Genomic DNA, 14,850 nt, shown 5'->3' on the forward strand with positions numbered 1-14,850 from the left:
GCGACGCCACGGGCCGCCCGCGTTGCAGATCGGCTAGTCCTGCGCCCGCAGAACGCGCGCGGGGCGCACGGAAAGCGGGCGCAGCGCGAAGCCGAGGCCCGCGATGAGCGTGGCGAGTGCGCCCCCGAGAACGATGGCCACCGCCGAGACCGGCTCGAACCGGTAGCTCGTGTCCATCACGAAGGTCGTGACGCTCCACCCGCCGAGGGCCCCCGCGGCGATGGCCACGAGACCTGCGGCCGCGCCCAGAAGCGCCGAGCGCAGGGCGAAGCTGGCGAGGATACTGCCCCGAGCGGCGCCCACCGTCTTGAGGACCGCGGCCTCGAAGACGCGGCCGCGCTCGCCCGCCGCCGCCGCACCGATCAGCACGATGAACCCTGTCAGAAGCGTCGCCGCCGCCCCGTAGGAGGTGGCCGCCGCAAGGCTGCGCAGCGCCTCGGCCACCTGGTCGATGGCGTCACGGACGCGGATCGCGGTGATGTTGGGCGCCGCGCCCGCCACGTCGCGCAGGATCGCGGCCTCGGCCTCGGGCTCGGCGTAGACGGTGGCGATGTGGGTATGGGGCGCGCGCGCAAGCGCGTTGCGCGACATCGTCAGCACGAAGCCGATGCCGGCATTCTCGAACTTCACCTCGCGCAGCGCCGCGATGCTGGCCGTGATGTCGCGCCCGAGCACGTTCACGGTGATCTCGTCGCCGATGCCGAGGCCAATCTCCTGCGCCTCCTCGGCGGCGAAGGCCACGAGCGGCGGGCCGGCGTAGTCGTCGGGCCACCAGTCGCCGGCCACGATCTCGCTGTCGGGCGGCGCCGTCTCCAGGTAGGTCAGCCCCCTGTCGCCCTGGATCACCCAGTGATCGCCCGCCACGTCCGCCGCGCGCGCGCCGTTGATGCGGGTGATGACGCCGCGCAGCATCGGGGCTGTGTCGACGCGGCTGACCGCCGGATCGTTTTCGACCCGGTCGAGGAAGGGGCCCAGCTGGTCGGGCTGGATATCCACGAAGAAGTAGGTCGGCGCGACCTCGGGCAGGTCGCGCTGGATCGCGGCGCGCAGGTTGGCGTCGATCTGGCCGACGGAGGCCAGCACGGCAAGGCCGAGGCCGAGCGACAGGACCACCGATGTCGCCTCGGACCCCGGCCCGCCCACGGCGCCGAGCGCGGTGCGCAGCGCGGTGCGCCCCCGCACCCAGCGGCTGCGCGCGGCACGGCGCGACACCGCGCGGATCAGACGCGCCGACAGCGCGAGCAGGACGAGCGCGCCGAGGATGCCGCCAGCGGTGCCGAGCGCGAGTTCGGGGATGCCCGACAGCGTCACGGCCAGCCCGACCAGCAGAAGGGCCAGCCCGGCGATCACGGCGAGGTAGACCGGACGCGGCAGCCCGCGCGACGGCCCGGCGGCGTCGCGGTAAAGGGCCGCCGCGCGCACCTGTTCGGTCCGTGCCAGCGGCCAGAGCGTGAAGATCAGCGCCGTCAGCACCCCGTAGAGCGCGGCCTCGGCGAGCGGTGCGGGATAGACCGAAACGGCGATCGGCACCGGCAGCCGCGCCTCGATCACGGGCGCGAGCGCAAGCGGGATCACGGCCCCGAGCACGATCCCCGCGCCTACGCCCGCCAGCGTCAGAAGGCCGATCTGCGCGAAGTAGGCCGTGAAGATCGTCCGCCCCTCGGCGCCGAGCGTCTTGAGCGTCGCGATGGTCGCGATCTTGCCCTCGAGATAGGCGCGCACCGCCGAGGACACGCCGATCCCGCCCACGGCAAGTCCCGCGAGCCCGACCAGCACGAGGAAGGCACCGATCCGCTCGACGAATTCCTGCACTCCCGGCGCGCCGTTCCGCGCGTCGCGCCAGCGCATCCCGGTGTCGGCGAAGCGCCCCGCGGCCTCGGCCTCGAGCGCCGCGAGATCGGCGCCGGGGGGCAGCGCGAGGCGATAGTCCGTGTCGAACAGCGTGCCGGGCTGCAGCAGCCCCGACGCCTCGAGCGCATCGAGCCGCACGATGGACCTCGGCCCGAGCGCGAAGCCGCCCGCCGCGCCGTCAGGCTCGACCTCGAGCAGGGCGCGCAGCTCGAAGTCCTGCGTCCCCAGGCGCACGGTGTCGCCGACGGAAAGCGCGAGGCGGTCCACCAGAAGCCGCTGCATCACGATGCCCGGAAGCGCCCGCGTCGCGAGCGCGTCCGCCAAGGGCATGTCCGGTTGCAGGACCACGTCCCCGTAAAGCGGATAGGCGCCGTCGATGCCGCGCACCTGCGTCAGCGCGCGCTCGGTCGCGCCGTCGCGGTCGAGCGTCACCATCGAGCGGAAATCGACGGTTTCCGAGACGGCCGTGGCGATCCGCTCCATGAAGGCGCGCTCGTCCTCGCTTGCGAAGCGGTAGGTGAAGCTCATCTGCGCGTCGCCGCCGAGGATGGCCGCCCCTTCGCGCGACAGGCCTGCCTCGATCGCCTCGCGCACGCTGCCGACGGCTGCGATGGCGGCCACGCCGAGGGCGAGACAGGCGAGGAAGATGCGGAAGCCGCGAAGGCCGCCGCGCAAGTCCCGTGCCGCGATGCGAAGCGCGATGTTCACTCGGCGGCCTCGCGCAGGGCGTCGCCCGCCACGCGCCCGTCGCGCAGCCGGATCTCGCGGTCGCAGCGCCGGGCGAGGTCGGGCGCGTGGGTCACAAGGACCAGCGTCGCGCCGTGCCGGTCGCGCAACTCCATCAGGAGGGTCACGATGGCCTCGCCGGTCGCGCCGTCGAGGTTGCCCGTGGGCTCGTCGGCCAGCAGGATGTGCGGCCGGGGCGCCGCGGCGCGGGCCAGCGCCACGCGCTGCTGCTCGCCGCCCGACATCTGGCCGGGGTAGTGATGCGCGCGCGACGCGAGCCCCACCGCCCGCAGCTCGGCCTCGGCCCGGTCGAAGGCGTCGCGGTGCCCCGCGAGTTCCAGCGGCGTCGCCACGTTCTCGAGCGCCGTCATCGTCGGAATGAGGTGGAAGGACTGGAACACCACCCCCATATGATCGCGGCGGAACCGGGCGAGCTGATCCTCGTTCATCGCGGTAAGATCGCGGCCGAGCGCCGTTACGGACCCGCCCGTTGCCCGCTCGAGCCCGCCCATGAGCATCAGGAGCGAAGATTTGCCAGACCCCGAAGGCCCCGTCAGCGCCACCGTCTCGCCGCGCGCCACGTCCAGCGTGATGCCGTGCAGGATGTCGACCGCGCCCGCGTTTCCATCGAGCGTGAGCCGCGCATCCCTCAGCGAAAGTACCGTGTCTTCCATGACTGAACGCCTCGGTTCATTTTGCTCTTGGGCATATGGGGCCGTCCGGCGCGTCGGCAAGGCGGGCGCGGTGGCGCTGGGGCTTGCCGCGACGCTGACCGGGACGGCGTGGGCCGAGGACGATCCGGTCACGATCGTGGCGTTGGGCGACAGCCTGACACAGGGCTTCGGGCTGGTCGACGGCGCGGGCTTCGTGCCGCAGCTGGAGGCATGGCTGCAGGCGCGCGGCCATGACGTCGAGGTGCAGAACCACGGCGTTTCGGGCGACACGACGGCGGGCGGCCTTGCGCGGGTGGCATGGGCGCTCGGTCCCGAGGCGGACGCCATGATCGTGGCGCTGGGCGGCAACGATCTTTTGCGCGGGCTTCCGCCCGGCACCAGCCGCGCGAACCTTGACGGGATCCTCGCCGAAGCCGAGGCGCGCGGCCTGCCCGTCCTGCTGGTGGGGCTGAACGCGCCGGGCAATTACGGGCCGGACTACAAGGCCGAGTTCGACGCGATCTATCCCGAGCTGGCGGCGCAATACGGCGCGATCCACGTCGAAAGCTTCCTTGGCGCGCTTGAACGGGCGGCGGACGCGGACCGCGCGGGGGCGATCGCCCGCTACATGCAGCCGGATGGGCTGCACCCGAACGCCGAGGGCGTCGCGCTGATCGTCGAGGCGCTGGGCCCCGAGGTCGAGGCGCTGCTGGAACGTGTCGGCGCGGGATCTTGAGGCCGGGCCGGGGGCCGCGGCGGCTTGCCCTCACCGCAGGGGGCGGTAGGCTTGCGGCGAAGATCGCAGGGAGGATCCCCATGACCCACGTTCTTGCCATCGACCAGGGCACGACGTCCACGCGCGCGATCGTCTTCGACAGCGTGGACGGCACGCTGCAGCCGGTGGCGAGCGCGCAGGAGGAGTTCGCGCAGCATTATCCCGCCTCCGGCTGGGTCGAGCACGACCCTCAGGAGATCTGGGCCACGACCCTCTCGACGGCGCGCGACGCGCTGGGAAAGGCGCCTGGGCCCGTCGCCGCCATCGGCATCACCAACCAGCGCGAGACCGTGATCGTCTGGGACCGCGAGACCGGCCGGCCGATCCACAACGCCATCGTCTGGCAGGACCGGCGCACCGCCGCGATGACCGCGGCCCTGCGCGCCGAGGGCCACGAGCCGATGGTGCAGCAAAAGACCGGCCTGATCCTCGACCCGTATTTCTCGGGCTCGAAGGTCGCGTGGCTTCTGGAGAACGTCGAGGGCGCGCGCGAGAAGGCGCGCGCCGGCAAGCTCGCCTTCGGGACGGTCGATTCGTGGCTGATCTGGAAACTGACGAACGGCAGGCGCCACGTCACCGACGCCACGAACGCGGCGCGCACGCTGCTCTACAACATCCGCGAGGGGCGATGGGACGAGGACATCCTGAAGCTTCTGGACATCCCCGCCTCGCTTCTGCCCGAGGTGCTGGACACGGGCGCCGATTTCGGCACCGCGGAGGCCGGCCATTTCGGGGCCGCGATCCCGATCCTCGGCGTCGCGGGCGACCAGCAGGCGGCGACGCTGGGGCAGGCGTGCTTCACCCCGGGGATGCTGAAATCGACCTACGGGACCGGGTGCTTCGCGCTTCTGAACACCGGCGACACGCTTGTCGAAAGCCGCAACAGGCTGCTTGGGACCATCGCCTACCGCTTCGACGGCAAGGTGACCTACGCGCTGGAGGGGTCGATCTTCATGGCCGGCGCGGTGGTGCAATGGCTTCGTGACGGGCTGAAGATCATCGGCACCGCCGCCGAGAGCCAGTCCCTCGCGGCCGAGGCGGACACGTCGCAGACGCTCTACCTGGTGCCGGCCTTCACCGGGCTAGGCGCGCCCTACTGGGATCCCGATTGCCGCGGCGCGCTGTTCGGGATCACGCGCAACACCGGCCCGGCCGAGATCGCGCGCGCGGCGCTGGAATCGGTGGGCTACCAGACGCGCGACCTCTACGAGGCGATGTCGCACGACTGGGAGGGCGCGGGCGCGGCGAACGTGCTGCGCGTCGATGGCGGCATGACCGCGTCGGACTGGTCGATGCAGTTCCTCGCCGACATCCTCGGCGCGCCGGTCGATCGGCCGAAGGTCCCGGAGACCACGGCGCTGGGCGCGGCGTGGGTCGCGGGGATGCAGGCGGGCGTCTGCCCCGGCGCGGAGGATTTCGCGAAGGGCTGGGCGGTGGAGCGCGAGTTCCACCCGCAGATGGACCCCGCCACGCGCGAGGCGCGCTACGCGGGCTGGAAGGACGCCGTCGCGCGCACGTTGAGCGACCGTGGCTGAGCGCGGGACCCTGCGCGCGGCGCTGGCGCAGATGCGCTCGGCCGACACGCACGACGCCAATATCGAGACGGTCGCGGCGCTGGCGGCCCAGGCCGCGGCGCAGGGGGCGGAGCTTCTGTGCCTGCCCGAGGTGGCGGGGCTGATGAACCGCGACGCCGAGGCCGCCCGCAGGCAGGTCGTCGCGGCCGCGGACGACCCCTTCATCGCCGCATGCCGCGACCTCGCCTCGACGCACGGGATGTGGATCAACATCGGCTCGACCCCGGTTCTGGCGCCCGACGGGCGTTTCCTGAACCATTCGGCGGTGATCGACGACACCGGCGCGATCCGGGCCGAGTACGACAAGGTCCACCTGTTCGACGTGGCCATCGAGGGCCAGGCGCCGATCGGCGAATCCAAGCGCTTCGCCCCGGGCACCGAGGCGGTGATGGCGGACACGCCCTGGGGCCCCTGGGGTCTGTCGATCTGCTACGACCTGCGCTTTCCCTACTTCTACCGCCGCTACGGGCAGGAAGGCGCGCGCCTGATCTTCATCCCTTCCGCCTTCACGGTGCCCACGGGCCGCGCGCATTGGGAAGTCCTGCTGCGCGCCCGCGCCATCGAGACGGGCGCCTTCGTGCTGGCCGCCGCGCAGGCGGGCGACCATGCCGACGGGCGCGAGACGTGGGGCCACGCGCTGGCCGTCGATCCCTGGGGGACGGTGCTGGCCGATCTCGGGCGCGAGGCGCCGGGGCTTGCCGTGCTCGACCTCGACCTCACGCGGGTGGAGGCCGCCCGGCGCCAGATCCCGGCCCTGCGGACGGGGCGCGACGTGCCGCTCAGGCGGGTCTAGCGCCGCCGCGTCATCATGAAGACGCCGCAGAGGGCCACGGCCGTCAGGATCATCGCCCATTCGAGGCCGTGGGGGTGGACGTGGGCGCCCGCGGTCTCGTGCGCCGAAAGCGCCGAGGGGACGAGGGCGAGGCCGATTGCGGAAAGTGCGCGTGTCATCCGGTGTCTCCTGTGGTTCGGGCCCGTGGGCCGCGACGCTCCCGATCGCTAGCGGGCGCGGCCCGGCCGGTAAACCGTGACGGCCGCACGCCGCGCGCGGATCGCGCCTGCGCCTCCGGCGGTGCATGCCGGGGCGCCATCTGCCGGCGATTTCATCGCTTTGCGGATGACGGACGCGCGACGCGCGCGCCGGCCGCTAAGCCTTGCCTCGCGCGGGCATCCCTGCTTGAGGTTGCACGGAACGTCCCCGGTCGGAGGCTCGCCGCGACATGACGGATTTCGACATCGCCGTGGTCGGCGCGGGCATCGTCGGCACCAGCTGCGCGCTGTGGTCGGCGATGCGCGGGCACCGCGTCGTGCTGATCGATCCCGCCGAGCCCGGATCGGGCACCAGTTCCGGCAACGCCTGCACGCTGGCGACCTATGGCTGCCTGCCGGTGAACGATCCTTCGGTTCTGACCGGCCTTCCGCGCCTTCTGTGGGGGCGTGACAGTCCCGTGTCGATCTCGTGGGGCCATGCGCTGTCGCATCCGGGCTGGATGCTGTCCTTCCTCGCCAATTGCCGCGCCGCGCGGTCGCGCGAGATCGCGGGGCACCTGGCCGCGCTCCTGTCCCATGCCGATGCCGGGCTGAACCCGCTGATCGCCGAGGCGGGGGCAGAGGACCTTGTGGTGGCGCGCGGCCAGATCACGGTCTGGTCGACGCCCGAGGGCGCGAAGGGGGCCGAGCGCGGCCTTGCCCTGCGCCGGTCGCTTGGCGTGACGGTCGAGGACCTGACGCCCGAGGAGGCACTGGGCCTCGAGCCGGGCCTCGCGCTGCCGGTCGAGCGTGCGGTCCTCTATCGCGAGGCGCGCCATGTCCGCGACCCAGAGGAGCTGGTGCGGCGCCTCCACGCCCGCTTCGCCGCGCTGGGGGGCGCGACGCTGGCGGCGAGGGTGTCAGCCACGCGGGCCGATCACGCACTGGTGCGGATCGACGCGGGGGGCGACACCCTGACGGCAGGCCGCGCCGTGATCGCCGCCGGCGCGTTCTCGGGCGCGATCAGGGGCGGCGGGGCCGAGCGGATGCCGCTGGGGACCGAGCGCGGCTACCACCTGCTTTTCGCGGACGAGGCGGGGCGGCTGACCCGTCCCGTGGGCTGGGCCGAAGGCGGGTTCTACGGCGTGCCGATGGCGAAGGGACTGCGTTTTGCGGGCACCGTCGAGATCGCGGGCCTCGGCGCGCCCCCGAACGCGCGCCGCCTCGCGTGGATGCAGCGCAAGGCCGCCGAGTTCGTCGGGCCCTTGCCCGCGCCCACGTCCACGTGGCTCGGCTATCGCCCGACGATGCCGGATTCGCTGCCGGTGATCGGCCAAAGCCCGTCCTCGGGGCGCATACTGCACGCTTTCGGGCACCAGCACCTCGGCCTGACGCTGGGCGGGATCACGGGCCGGATCGTGGCCGACATGGCCGAGGGCCGCAGTCCCAACGTGGTCCTCGACGCCGTGCGCCCCGACCGGCGTTTCGCCTAGGTCTCGGGGCCGGGCAATGCGCCCGAGGCGAGCGTCCGGCTCAGCTCGACGCCGCTTTGGCCGGTCCGCCGCATCGCGAGGATCAGGCGTTCGGCCTGGAACGCGGCCTCCGCCACGCCGGTGCCCGCGTCGCGCACGTTCGAGATGCAGTTGCGCGCGCTGTCGGGCGTTCCCGGGCGCGGTCCGTGCGTGACGTAGATCCCGAGGCTGTCGGCCGCCGACAGGCCGGGGCGTTCCCCCAGCGCCATCACGACGGTTTCCGCACCCATCGCCCGCGCGATCCCGTCGCCGAGGGCGACGCGCGCCTGCCGCGCGAGGATCACGGGGCCGACGCGCAGTCCCGATGCGGCCAGGCGGTCGGCCAGCGCCGAAAGGAAGGCGACCCCGTTCAACGCCACCGCCGTCGCCGACAGCCCGTCGCCCAGCACCAGCGCCACGTCGGCCGGTCCGGCGCCGGCCAGCGCGGCCTCGGCGTCGCTGGGCAGCCGCCTGCCGAGGTCGGGGCGGCGGATGAACGTGTCGCGGTCGCCCGCAAGGCTCGTCACCGTGCGATGCGCAAGGCCCGACCGTTCGAGCGCGGCGCGCAGCGCGGGCAGGTCCATCTCGGCCTCGACCGCCGCCCGCGCCCGCGCGTGGTCCAGCGCGAAGGCCAGCGCGTCGCCCGTCGAAAGGGCCCGCCCGCGCGCGCCGAAGGTCAGCCGCGCCTCCGTGAGGGCGCGGATCTCGTCCCGGGTGATCTCGTTGCGGGTCATGCCGGAAGCCTCAGGCGTCCGAACGCGGCGTCGAGCGCGGGCAGCGCCGCGCCGGGCGAGCCGATGCCGTTGCGCGCCATCCACTCGGCGAATTCCGGGGCGGGCGGGCGGCCCAGCGTGTCGCGGATGAAGTGCGCGTCATGGAACGACAACGACTGGTAGTTCAGCATGATGTCGTCCGCGCCGGGCACCGTGATGACGAAGTTCACCCCTGCCGCCGCCAGCGCGGTCAGGAGAATGTCCATGTCCTCCTGATCCGCGTAGGAGTGGTTCGTGTAGCAGACGTCGACCCCCATCGGCAGCCCGAGAAGCTTGCCGCAGAAGTGATCCTCGAGCCCCGCGCGGGTGATCTCCTTGCCATCCGCGAGGTATTCCGGCCCGATGAAGCCCACAACCGTGTTGACCAGAAGCGGGCGGTAGGCCCGCGCGACGGCATAGGCGCGCGTCTCCATCGTCTGCTGGTCCATGCCGTGATGGGCGTCCGCGGACAGCGCGGCGCCCTGCCCGGTTTCGAAATACATCAGGTTCGCGCCCTCGGGCGCGCGCCCCAGCCCCCGGACCGCGTCCCGCGCCTCGTCCAGCAGGGCCAGCGTGACGCCGAAGCCCGCGTTCGCCTTCCGCGATCCCGCGACGGACTGGAACACGAGGTCCACGGGCGCCCCGCGCTCCATCGCCGCCAGCGCCGTCGTGACATGACCGAGGCAGCAGGTCTGCGTCGGGATGTCGAGCTGCGCCCGGATCGCGTCCAGCACCTCGCAGATGCGGACGTAGTCGGCCACGGCATCGGTCGCCGGGTTGACGCCGATCACCGCGTCGCCGGCCCCCATCAGCAGCCCGTCGAGCGCCGACAGCGCGATCCCCCGGCTGTCGTCGGTGGGGTGGTTGGGCTGGTTGCGCGTCGAAAGCCGGCCGCGAAGTCCGATCGTCGAGCGGAACCGCGTGACGACCTCGATCTTCGCGGCGGCCGCGATCAGGTCCTGCGCACGCATGATCTTCGAGACCGCGGCCGCCATCTCGGGCGTGATGCCCCAGGCGATGCCGGCGATGTCCCGCCCGGTCGTGGCGGGGTCGAGCAGCCAGTCGCGCAAGCCCCCCACGGTCAGCGCGGCGACGGGCGCGAAGGCCGCGGCATCGTGCTGGGCCGCGATCAGGGCGGTCACGTCGTCGTCCTCGACCTCCAGCACGTCGGTCAGGAAATCGGCGAGGGCCACGTCGGCGAGGCAATGCTGCGCCGCGATCCGCTCCAGCGGGCCTTCGGCGGCGATCCCGGCCAGCGCGTCGCCCGACCGTGCTGGCGACGCCCTGGCGAGAAGCGCCTTGAGCGAGGGGAACCCGAAGAGCGTTCCGTTGATGGTCGCGCGGTAGCCCATGGGCGCGAGTTCACCACGCGCGGAAGGACGGGACAAGCCGCCGCGTCACCCAAGGGCGGCGCGGCGGCCCGGCGCGTCAGGCGACGCCGAAGGCCGTCATGGCGTCCGCCACCTTGGTGAAGCCCGCGATATGCGCGCCGCGGGCGTAGTTCACGCCGCTTTCCGTCTCGCCGTGTTCGAGGCAGGTCGCGTGCGCGTCGCGCATGATCCTTTGCAGGGCTTCGGACAGGTCGTCCTCGTCCCGTTCGAGGCGGGCGGTGTTCTGGCTCAGCTCGAGGCCCGACATCGCGACGCCGCCGAGGTTCGCGGCCATTCCCGGCGCATGGAGCAGGCCCGCCGCGTCGATCTCCTGCGTCGCCTCCTGCGTGAGGGGCAGGTTCGCCCCCTCAACGACCACCCGGCAGCCGTTGTCGATCAGCGCCAGCGCCGCGTCACGGTCGATCTCGTTCTGCGTGGCGCAGGGCAGGGCGACGTCGCAGGCCACCGACCACGGCGCCTCGCCCTTGCGCCATGTGCCGCCGTAGCGGTCGGTGAAGCGTTCCAGCCGGAAATCGGGATCCTTCCGCGCCTCGCGGACCCAGCGGATCTGTTCGGGCTGCAGCCCGTCCTCGACATGGAGGAAGCCCTTGGAATCCGACAGCGTCACGACCGTTCCGCCCATGTCGACGAATTTCTCGGCGGCATGGGTGGCGACGTTGCCCGCCCCCGAGACGACGGCGCGGCGTCCCTCGATGCTTTCGTCGCGTCGCGCCAGCATCTCGCGCAGGAAGTAGACCACGCCGTAGCCGGTCGCCTCGCGCCTCAGCCTGCTGCCCCCGAACTCCAGGCCCTTGCCGGTCAGCGCGCCCACGAAGCGCCCGGTGATGTTCTTGTACTGGCCGAACATGAAGCCGATCTCGCGGGCGCCGACCCCGATATCGCCGGCCGGGACGTCCCGCCGCGGTCCGATCGCCTCGTGCAGCTGGGTCATGAAGGCCTGGCAGAAGCGCATGATCTCGGCCTCCGAGCGGCCATGCGGGTCGAAGTCCGATCCGCCCTTGGCGCCGCCCATCGGCAGGCCCGTCAGCGCGTTCTTGAACGTCTGCTCGAAGGCCAGCCGCTTGAAGAGGTCGAGGCTCACATCGGGGTGGAACCGCAGGCCGCCCTTGTAGGGTCCGATCGCGTTTGAATACTGCACGCGCCAGCCGCGGTTGACCTGAACGCGGCCCGCATCGTCGGCCCAGACCACCCGGAAGACGAGCGTCCTGTCGGGCTCGACGATGCGCTCGAGCACGCCCGCGGCGCGGAAATCGGGCCTGTCCTCCATCACCCCTTCGACGCAGCCCACAAGGCCGCGGACGCCGTCGAGGAACTGTGTCTGGTCCGGCACCCGCCGGCCGAGATCTTCGATCAGGGTCGCGGTGTCGATCCTGTCTGCCATGTCGCATCACTCTTTCTGTCGTCAGCGCGGCGTTCGCCGCCATTGCGGAAACCGGAGGATCCACCGCCCCGCCAGAAGCCCGGCGGCGACGGCCACGACCAGCAGGCCAAGGACCACCGCCGCGCCCGTCGCGGCACCCGGTCCGGTCGTCACGATGACCCACGCAAGCCCCCAGAACACGACGCCCGACACCAGCGCCGTGGTGCTGACGAAAAGGAGGTAGGCCGCGAAAGGCTGCAGCCGGTCATGCCGGAAATGTTGCGACACCGGCCACGACGCCGCCAGGAGCGCCGCCAGCATCAGCCAGGCGAGCGGCTCCGTCACGATGGTATCCATGCTCAGGTCCCCCTACCTAGGCCTTGCGGTCGCGCCGTCCAACGCCGCCTTGCGGTTCGGCGTGTCCTGCCGCTGCCATCACCGGATGTCGCCGTCTTCGTGGAATTCGGCCGGGGGCGAGGTCGCCTCGATCGCGGTGAAGTCCTCCTCAACGCGGTAGCGGTGCGCGGCGCCCGCCGGCACGAGCCAGCAGTCGCCGGGCCGAAGCACGATCTCCTGGCCCTCCAGTTCGAGGCGCGCGCGGCCCGCGAGGGCGTAGCCCACGGTCTCGTAGTCGCGCCGGTGCGGCGGATCGGCCTCGCCGCGCGGCACGTTTTCCCAAAGCCGCATGGACAGGCGTTTGCCGGCCACGAGGTATTTCTGGCCCATGTCGCCCATCGGCGAATGCTCGGACTGGACCTTCTTGATGGTGGTGTCTTGGCTCATGATGGCCTCCTGTGGTCTTGCGGTTGCTCCGGGCGCCGGCTGCCGGTCGCACGCCTGCTGCCCTTCGAGCGCCCATGCGCGCGCCGCCTCGGCCTCGCCGACGTCGAAGAACCGCACCTCGGCGGACGTGAGCGCGCGCGCCGCCGCCGCTTCGAGCTTTCCGGCGCGGGTGTCGCCCACCACGGCGATGCGACGGAAATCGTCGTGATGGCGCGGGTAGTCGTGCCCGCGTGACCGGGCGCGAACATGGCGAGCGCCTTCGAGAGCGTCTCGGGGGCGACCGGTTTTTCCAGGATCAGCCTGTCGCGGTAGGCATCGGGGATCTCGGCGCTTGAATATCCCGTCGTCAGCGCGAAGGGGATGCCGCGCCGGTCCAGCGCCTCGGCCAGCGGCCACACCCGCTCGTCCCCCAGGTTGACGTCGAGAACGGCGCCGTCGGGATGGATCCGCGCGATCGCCTCGAGACCCGCGGCGACGTTCGAGACCGGGCCGACCGGCACGCATCCCTGGTCGAGGATCATCTGCTCCATATCCATCGCGATGAGGATGTTGTCCTCGACGATCAGAATATGCGGACGGTCTGTCATCGGATCCCCGATTGGTGGCGGACCAGGCCGGGCGAACGTGCGCCGACCGTTCCGAGTGAAACTATATTGCCAGAAATGGCTTCGCCCCGGAAGTCCCGTCAGCCGATCCGTCTTCTCCGGTTCAGACGGCAGGGACGGGGCAGCGGGCCAGAGCGGCGCAGGGGGGCAGGGCATTGGCGGTATACATTCCCGGCGACCGGGTGTAGGGGTCGCGCTTGTCCATCCTCCGCCGACGGGGGCGCCGCATCATGCCGCGCCGCCGGGCGGCAAAGCCGGTTTCCCGAATGATCCAGACCCTTTCCGATGCGCTCGCCGAGCGTGGTTACGACACCCTGACCGCCGTGCAGGAGGCCGTCACGGACGCCGCCCTGCGCGACGCCGACCTTCTCGTGTCGGCGCAGACCGGTTCGGGCAAGACCGTGGGCTTCGGCCTCGCCATCGCGCCGACGCTCATGGGAGAAGCCGAGGCGCTGGGCCCCGCGGGCGTGCCGCTCGCGCTGGTCGTGGCGCCGACGCGGGAGCTGGCGCTTCAGGTCATGCGCGAGCTCGGCTGGCTTTACGCGAAGGCGGGTGCGCGGGTTGTGTCCTGCGTCGGCGGCATGGACATGCGCGACGAGCGCCGCGCGCTCGAGCGGGGAGCGCACATCGTCGTGGGCACGCCCGGCCGCCTGCGCGACCACATCCAGCGCGGATCGCTCGACATGAGCGGCCTGCGCGCCATCGTCCTCGACGAGGCCGACGAGATGCTCGACCTCGGCTTCCGCGAGGACCTCGAATTCATGCTGGGCGAGGCGCCGCCGGAGCGCCGCACGCTCCTGTTCTCGGCCACCATGCCGCCGCAGATCGCGCAGCTGGCGCAGAACTACCAGCGCGACCCGGTCCGCGTCACGACGCTGTCGGGAACCAGCCAGCACGCCGACATCGCCTACCAGGCGCTGCGTGTCGCGCCGATCGACGCGGAAAACGCGATCATCAACGTCCTGCGGTATCACGACGCGCAGAACGCCATCGTCTTCGCGAACACCCGCGCGATGGTGAACCGCCTGACCGCGCGTTTCTCGAACCGGGGCTTCGCCGTCGTCGCCCTGTCCGGAGAGCTGAGCCAGACCGAGCGCGCACACGCGCTTCAGGCGATGCGGGACGGGCGGGCGCGGGTCTGCGTCGCGACGGACGTGGCCGCGCGCGGCATCGACCTGCCGAACCTCGAGCTGGTGGTGAACGCCGAGCTGCCGTCGAACGCCGAGGGACTTCTGCACCGTTCGGGGCGGACGGGGCGGGCGGGGCGCAAGGGGACCTCCGTGCTGATCGTGCCGTCCAAGTCGGTCAAGAAGGCGCAGCGCCTTCTGAGCATGGCGCGGATCGAGGCGGAATGGACGACAGCGCCCTCTGCCGACGAGATCCTGCGCCGCGACGAGGAGCGGCTTCTGGCCGACCCGGTCTGGACCGAGGAGACGACCGAGGAGCAGGACGCTTTCGCCCGGAAGCTCCTGGAGCTGCATTCGCCTGCGACGATCGCGGCGGCCTATCTGCGGCTTTTCCGCTCGCGCCAGTCCGCGCCCGAGGACCTGACCTCGCCCGATGCCGCGCCCGAGCCGAAGCCCCGCAAGAACTTCGGCTCCGGCGCATGGTTCGCCCTGTCCGTCGGCCGCGACGACCGCGCCGAGGCGCGCTGGCTTCTGCCGCTGGTCTGCCGAGCGGGCGGTGTCGAGAAGGACGCGATCGGGGCGATCCGCATCCAGCAGTCAGAGACGTTCGTGGAGGTCGCGCTGGACAGCCTTCCGACGTTCCTCGCCGCGCTGGACGGGGCGAGCGAACTGGAGAAGGGCATCAGGATCCGGCAGCTCGACGGCGCCCCTGACCTGACTGCGCCGCCCCGTGCGGCCCGGTCCGCGCCCGACCACGGGCCGAAGGAGCGCGC

Annotated in this window: 13 protein-coding genes and 1 pseudogene; 5 read left to right on the plus strand and 9 right to left on the minus strand. The window is 72.0% G+C overall.

Features of this window, described 5'->3' with window-relative positions:
* Positions 1-33: 33 nt before the first annotated feature.
* Positions 34-2,559, minus strand: a complete 2,526-nt coding sequence (locus P6F26_RS14180; protein ID WP_278029349.1) for an ABC transporter permease — start codon at positions 2,557-2,559, stop codon at positions 34-36.
* On the minus strand, positions 2,556-3,251 hold the full coding sequence (locus P6F26_RS14185) for an ABC transporter ATP-binding protein (RefSeq protein WP_278029350.1): 696 nt from the start codon (positions 3,249-3,251) through the stop codon (positions 2,556-2,558). The genes P6F26_RS14180 and P6F26_RS14185 overlap by 4 nt, the downstream gene beginning before the upstream one ends.
* Here P6F26_RS14185 and P6F26_RS14190 point away from each other — a divergent pair.
* The 3 genes from P6F26_RS14190 to P6F26_RS14200 all read left to right on the plus strand — a co-directional run bounded on the left by P6F26_RS14190 (position 3,250) and on the right by P6F26_RS14200 (position 6,372).
* Positions 3,250-3,966, plus strand: coding sequence for an arylesterase (locus P6F26_RS14190; RefSeq protein WP_430736754.1), 717 nt, complete (start codon positions 3,250-3,252; stop codon positions 3,964-3,966). The two genes, P6F26_RS14185 and P6F26_RS14190, sit on opposite strands and share 2 nt — an antisense overlap.
* A gap of 80 nt (positions 3,967-4,046) precedes the next feature.
* Positions 4,047-5,540 carry a glycerol kinase GlpK gene (gene glpK / locus P6F26_RS14195; RefSeq protein ID WP_278029352.1) on the plus strand — a complete coding sequence of 498 codons (1,494 nt, stop codon included), beginning with the start codon at positions 4,047-4,049 and terminating at the stop codon, positions 5,538-5,540.
* The gene (locus P6F26_RS14200; RefSeq protein ID WP_278029353.1) at positions 5,533-6,372 is read left to right on the plus strand and encodes a carbon-nitrogen hydrolase family protein; all 840 of its coding nucleotides are present in this window, start codon (positions 5,533-5,535) and stop codon (positions 6,370-6,372) included. The genes glpK and P6F26_RS14200 overlap by 8 nt, the downstream gene beginning before the upstream one ends.
* On the opposite strand, the gene P6F26_RS14205 is transcribed toward P6F26_RS14200, so the two are convergent.
* A complete protein-coding gene (locus P6F26_RS14205) occupies positions 6,369-6,530 on the minus strand; it encodes a hypothetical protein (RefSeq protein ID WP_278029354.1) in 162 nt (53 codons plus the stop codon). The two genes, P6F26_RS14200 and P6F26_RS14205, sit on opposite strands and share 4 nt — an antisense overlap.
* A gap of 269 nt (positions 6,531-6,799) precedes the next feature.
* On the opposite strand from P6F26_RS14205, the gene P6F26_RS14210 reads away from it, so the two are divergent.
* Positions 6,800-8,041: an NAD(P)/FAD-dependent oxidoreductase gene (locus P6F26_RS14210; protein WP_278029355.1), complete on the plus strand. Its 1,242-nt coding sequence runs from the start codon at positions 6,800-6,802 to the stop codon at positions 8,039-8,041.
* Here P6F26_RS14210 and eutC read toward each other — a convergent pair.
* The 6 genes and pseudogenes from eutC to P6F26_RS19705 all read right to left on the minus strand — a co-directional run.
* Positions 8,038-8,793, minus strand: coding sequence for an ethanolamine ammonia-lyase subunit EutC (eutC, locus tag P6F26_RS14215; RefSeq protein WP_278029356.1), 756 nt, complete (start codon positions 8,791-8,793; stop codon positions 8,038-8,040). The two genes, P6F26_RS14210 and eutC, sit on opposite strands and share 4 nt — an antisense overlap.
* Positions 8,790-10,163: an ethanolamine ammonia-lyase subunit EutB gene (locus P6F26_RS14220; RefSeq protein ID WP_278029357.1), complete on the minus strand. Its 1,374-nt coding sequence runs from the start codon at positions 10,161-10,163 to the stop codon at positions 8,790-8,792. Before P6F26_RS14220 ends, eutC begins: the two co-directional genes overlap by 4 nt.
* Before the next feature lie 76 nt (positions 10,164-10,239).
* Positions 10,240-11,583: an NADP-specific glutamate dehydrogenase gene (gdhA, locus tag P6F26_RS14225; RefSeq protein WP_278029358.1), complete on the minus strand. Its 1,344-nt coding sequence runs from the start codon at positions 11,581-11,583 to the stop codon at positions 10,240-10,242.
* Between the two features lie 21 nt (positions 11,584-11,604).
* Positions 11,605-11,919 carry a hypothetical protein gene (locus tag P6F26_RS14230; RefSeq protein WP_278029359.1) on the minus strand — a complete coding sequence of 105 codons (315 nt, stop codon included), beginning with the start codon at positions 11,917-11,919 and terminating at the stop codon, positions 11,605-11,607.
* A gap of 78 nt (positions 11,920-11,997) precedes the next feature.
* Positions 11,998-12,345: a cupin domain-containing protein gene (locus P6F26_RS14235; RefSeq protein WP_278029360.1), complete on the minus strand. Its 348-nt coding sequence runs from the start codon at positions 12,343-12,345 to the stop codon at positions 11,998-12,000.
* A gap of 132 nt (positions 12,346-12,477) precedes the next feature.
* Positions 12,478-12,849: pseudogene (locus P6F26_RS19705) on the minus strand (hypothetical protein); the annotation flags it as partial.
* Positions 12,850-13,216: 367 nt separating this feature from the next.
* Here P6F26_RS19705 and P6F26_RS14245 point away from each other — a divergent pair.
* Positions 13,217-14,850, plus strand: a 1,634-nt coding sequence (locus P6F26_RS14245; RefSeq protein WP_278029362.1) for a DEAD/DEAH box helicase, incomplete at its 3' end; no start/stop codon positions are given.

It is taken from the genome of Roseicyclus salinarum (assembly GCF_029624655.1).
Classification (GTDB): domain Bacteria; phylum Pseudomonadota; class Alphaproteobacteria; order Rhodobacterales; family Rhodobacteraceae; genus Roseibacterium; species Roseibacterium salinarum.

Excerpts from the sequence above, each read along its gene's own strand:
- P6F26_RS14190 (WP_430736754.1), top strand. The coding sequence starts at position 3,250 with ATGACTGAACGCCTCGGTTCATTTTGCTCTTGGGCATATGGGGCCGTC.
- P6F26_RS14185 (WP_278029350.1), bottom strand. The coding sequence starts at position 3,251 with ATGGAAGACACGGTACTTTCGCTGAGGGATGCGCGGCTCACGCTCGAT.
- glpK (WP_278029352.1), top strand. The coding sequence starts at position 4,047 with ATGACCCACGTTCTTGCCATCGACCAGGGCACGACGTCCACGCGCGCG.
- P6F26_RS14205 (WP_278029354.1), bottom strand. The coding sequence starts at position 6,530 with ATGACACGCGCACTTTCCGCAATCGGCCTCGCCCTCGTCCCCTCGGCG.
- P6F26_RS14210 (WP_278029355.1), top strand. The coding sequence starts at position 6,800 with ATGACGGATTTCGACATCGCCGTGGTCGGCGCGGGCATCGTCGGCACC.
- eutC (WP_278029356.1), bottom strand. The coding sequence starts at position 8,793 with ATGACCCGCAACGAGATCACCCGGGACGAGATCCGCGCCCTCACGGAG.
- P6F26_RS14220 (WP_278029357.1), bottom strand. The coding sequence starts at position 10,163 with ATGGGCTACCGCGCGACCATCAACGGAACGCTCTTCGGGTTCCCCTCG.
- gdhA (WP_278029358.1), bottom strand. The coding sequence starts at position 11,583 with ATGGCAGACAGGATCGACACCGCGACCCTGATCGAAGATCTCGGCCGG.
- P6F26_RS14230 (WP_278029359.1), bottom strand. The coding sequence starts at position 11,919 with ATGGATACCATCGTGACGGAGCCGCTCGCCTGGCTGATGCTGGCGGCG.
- P6F26_RS14235 (WP_278029360.1), bottom strand. The coding sequence starts at position 12,345 with ATGAGCCAAGACACCACCATCAAGAAGGTCCAGTCCGAGCATTCGCCG.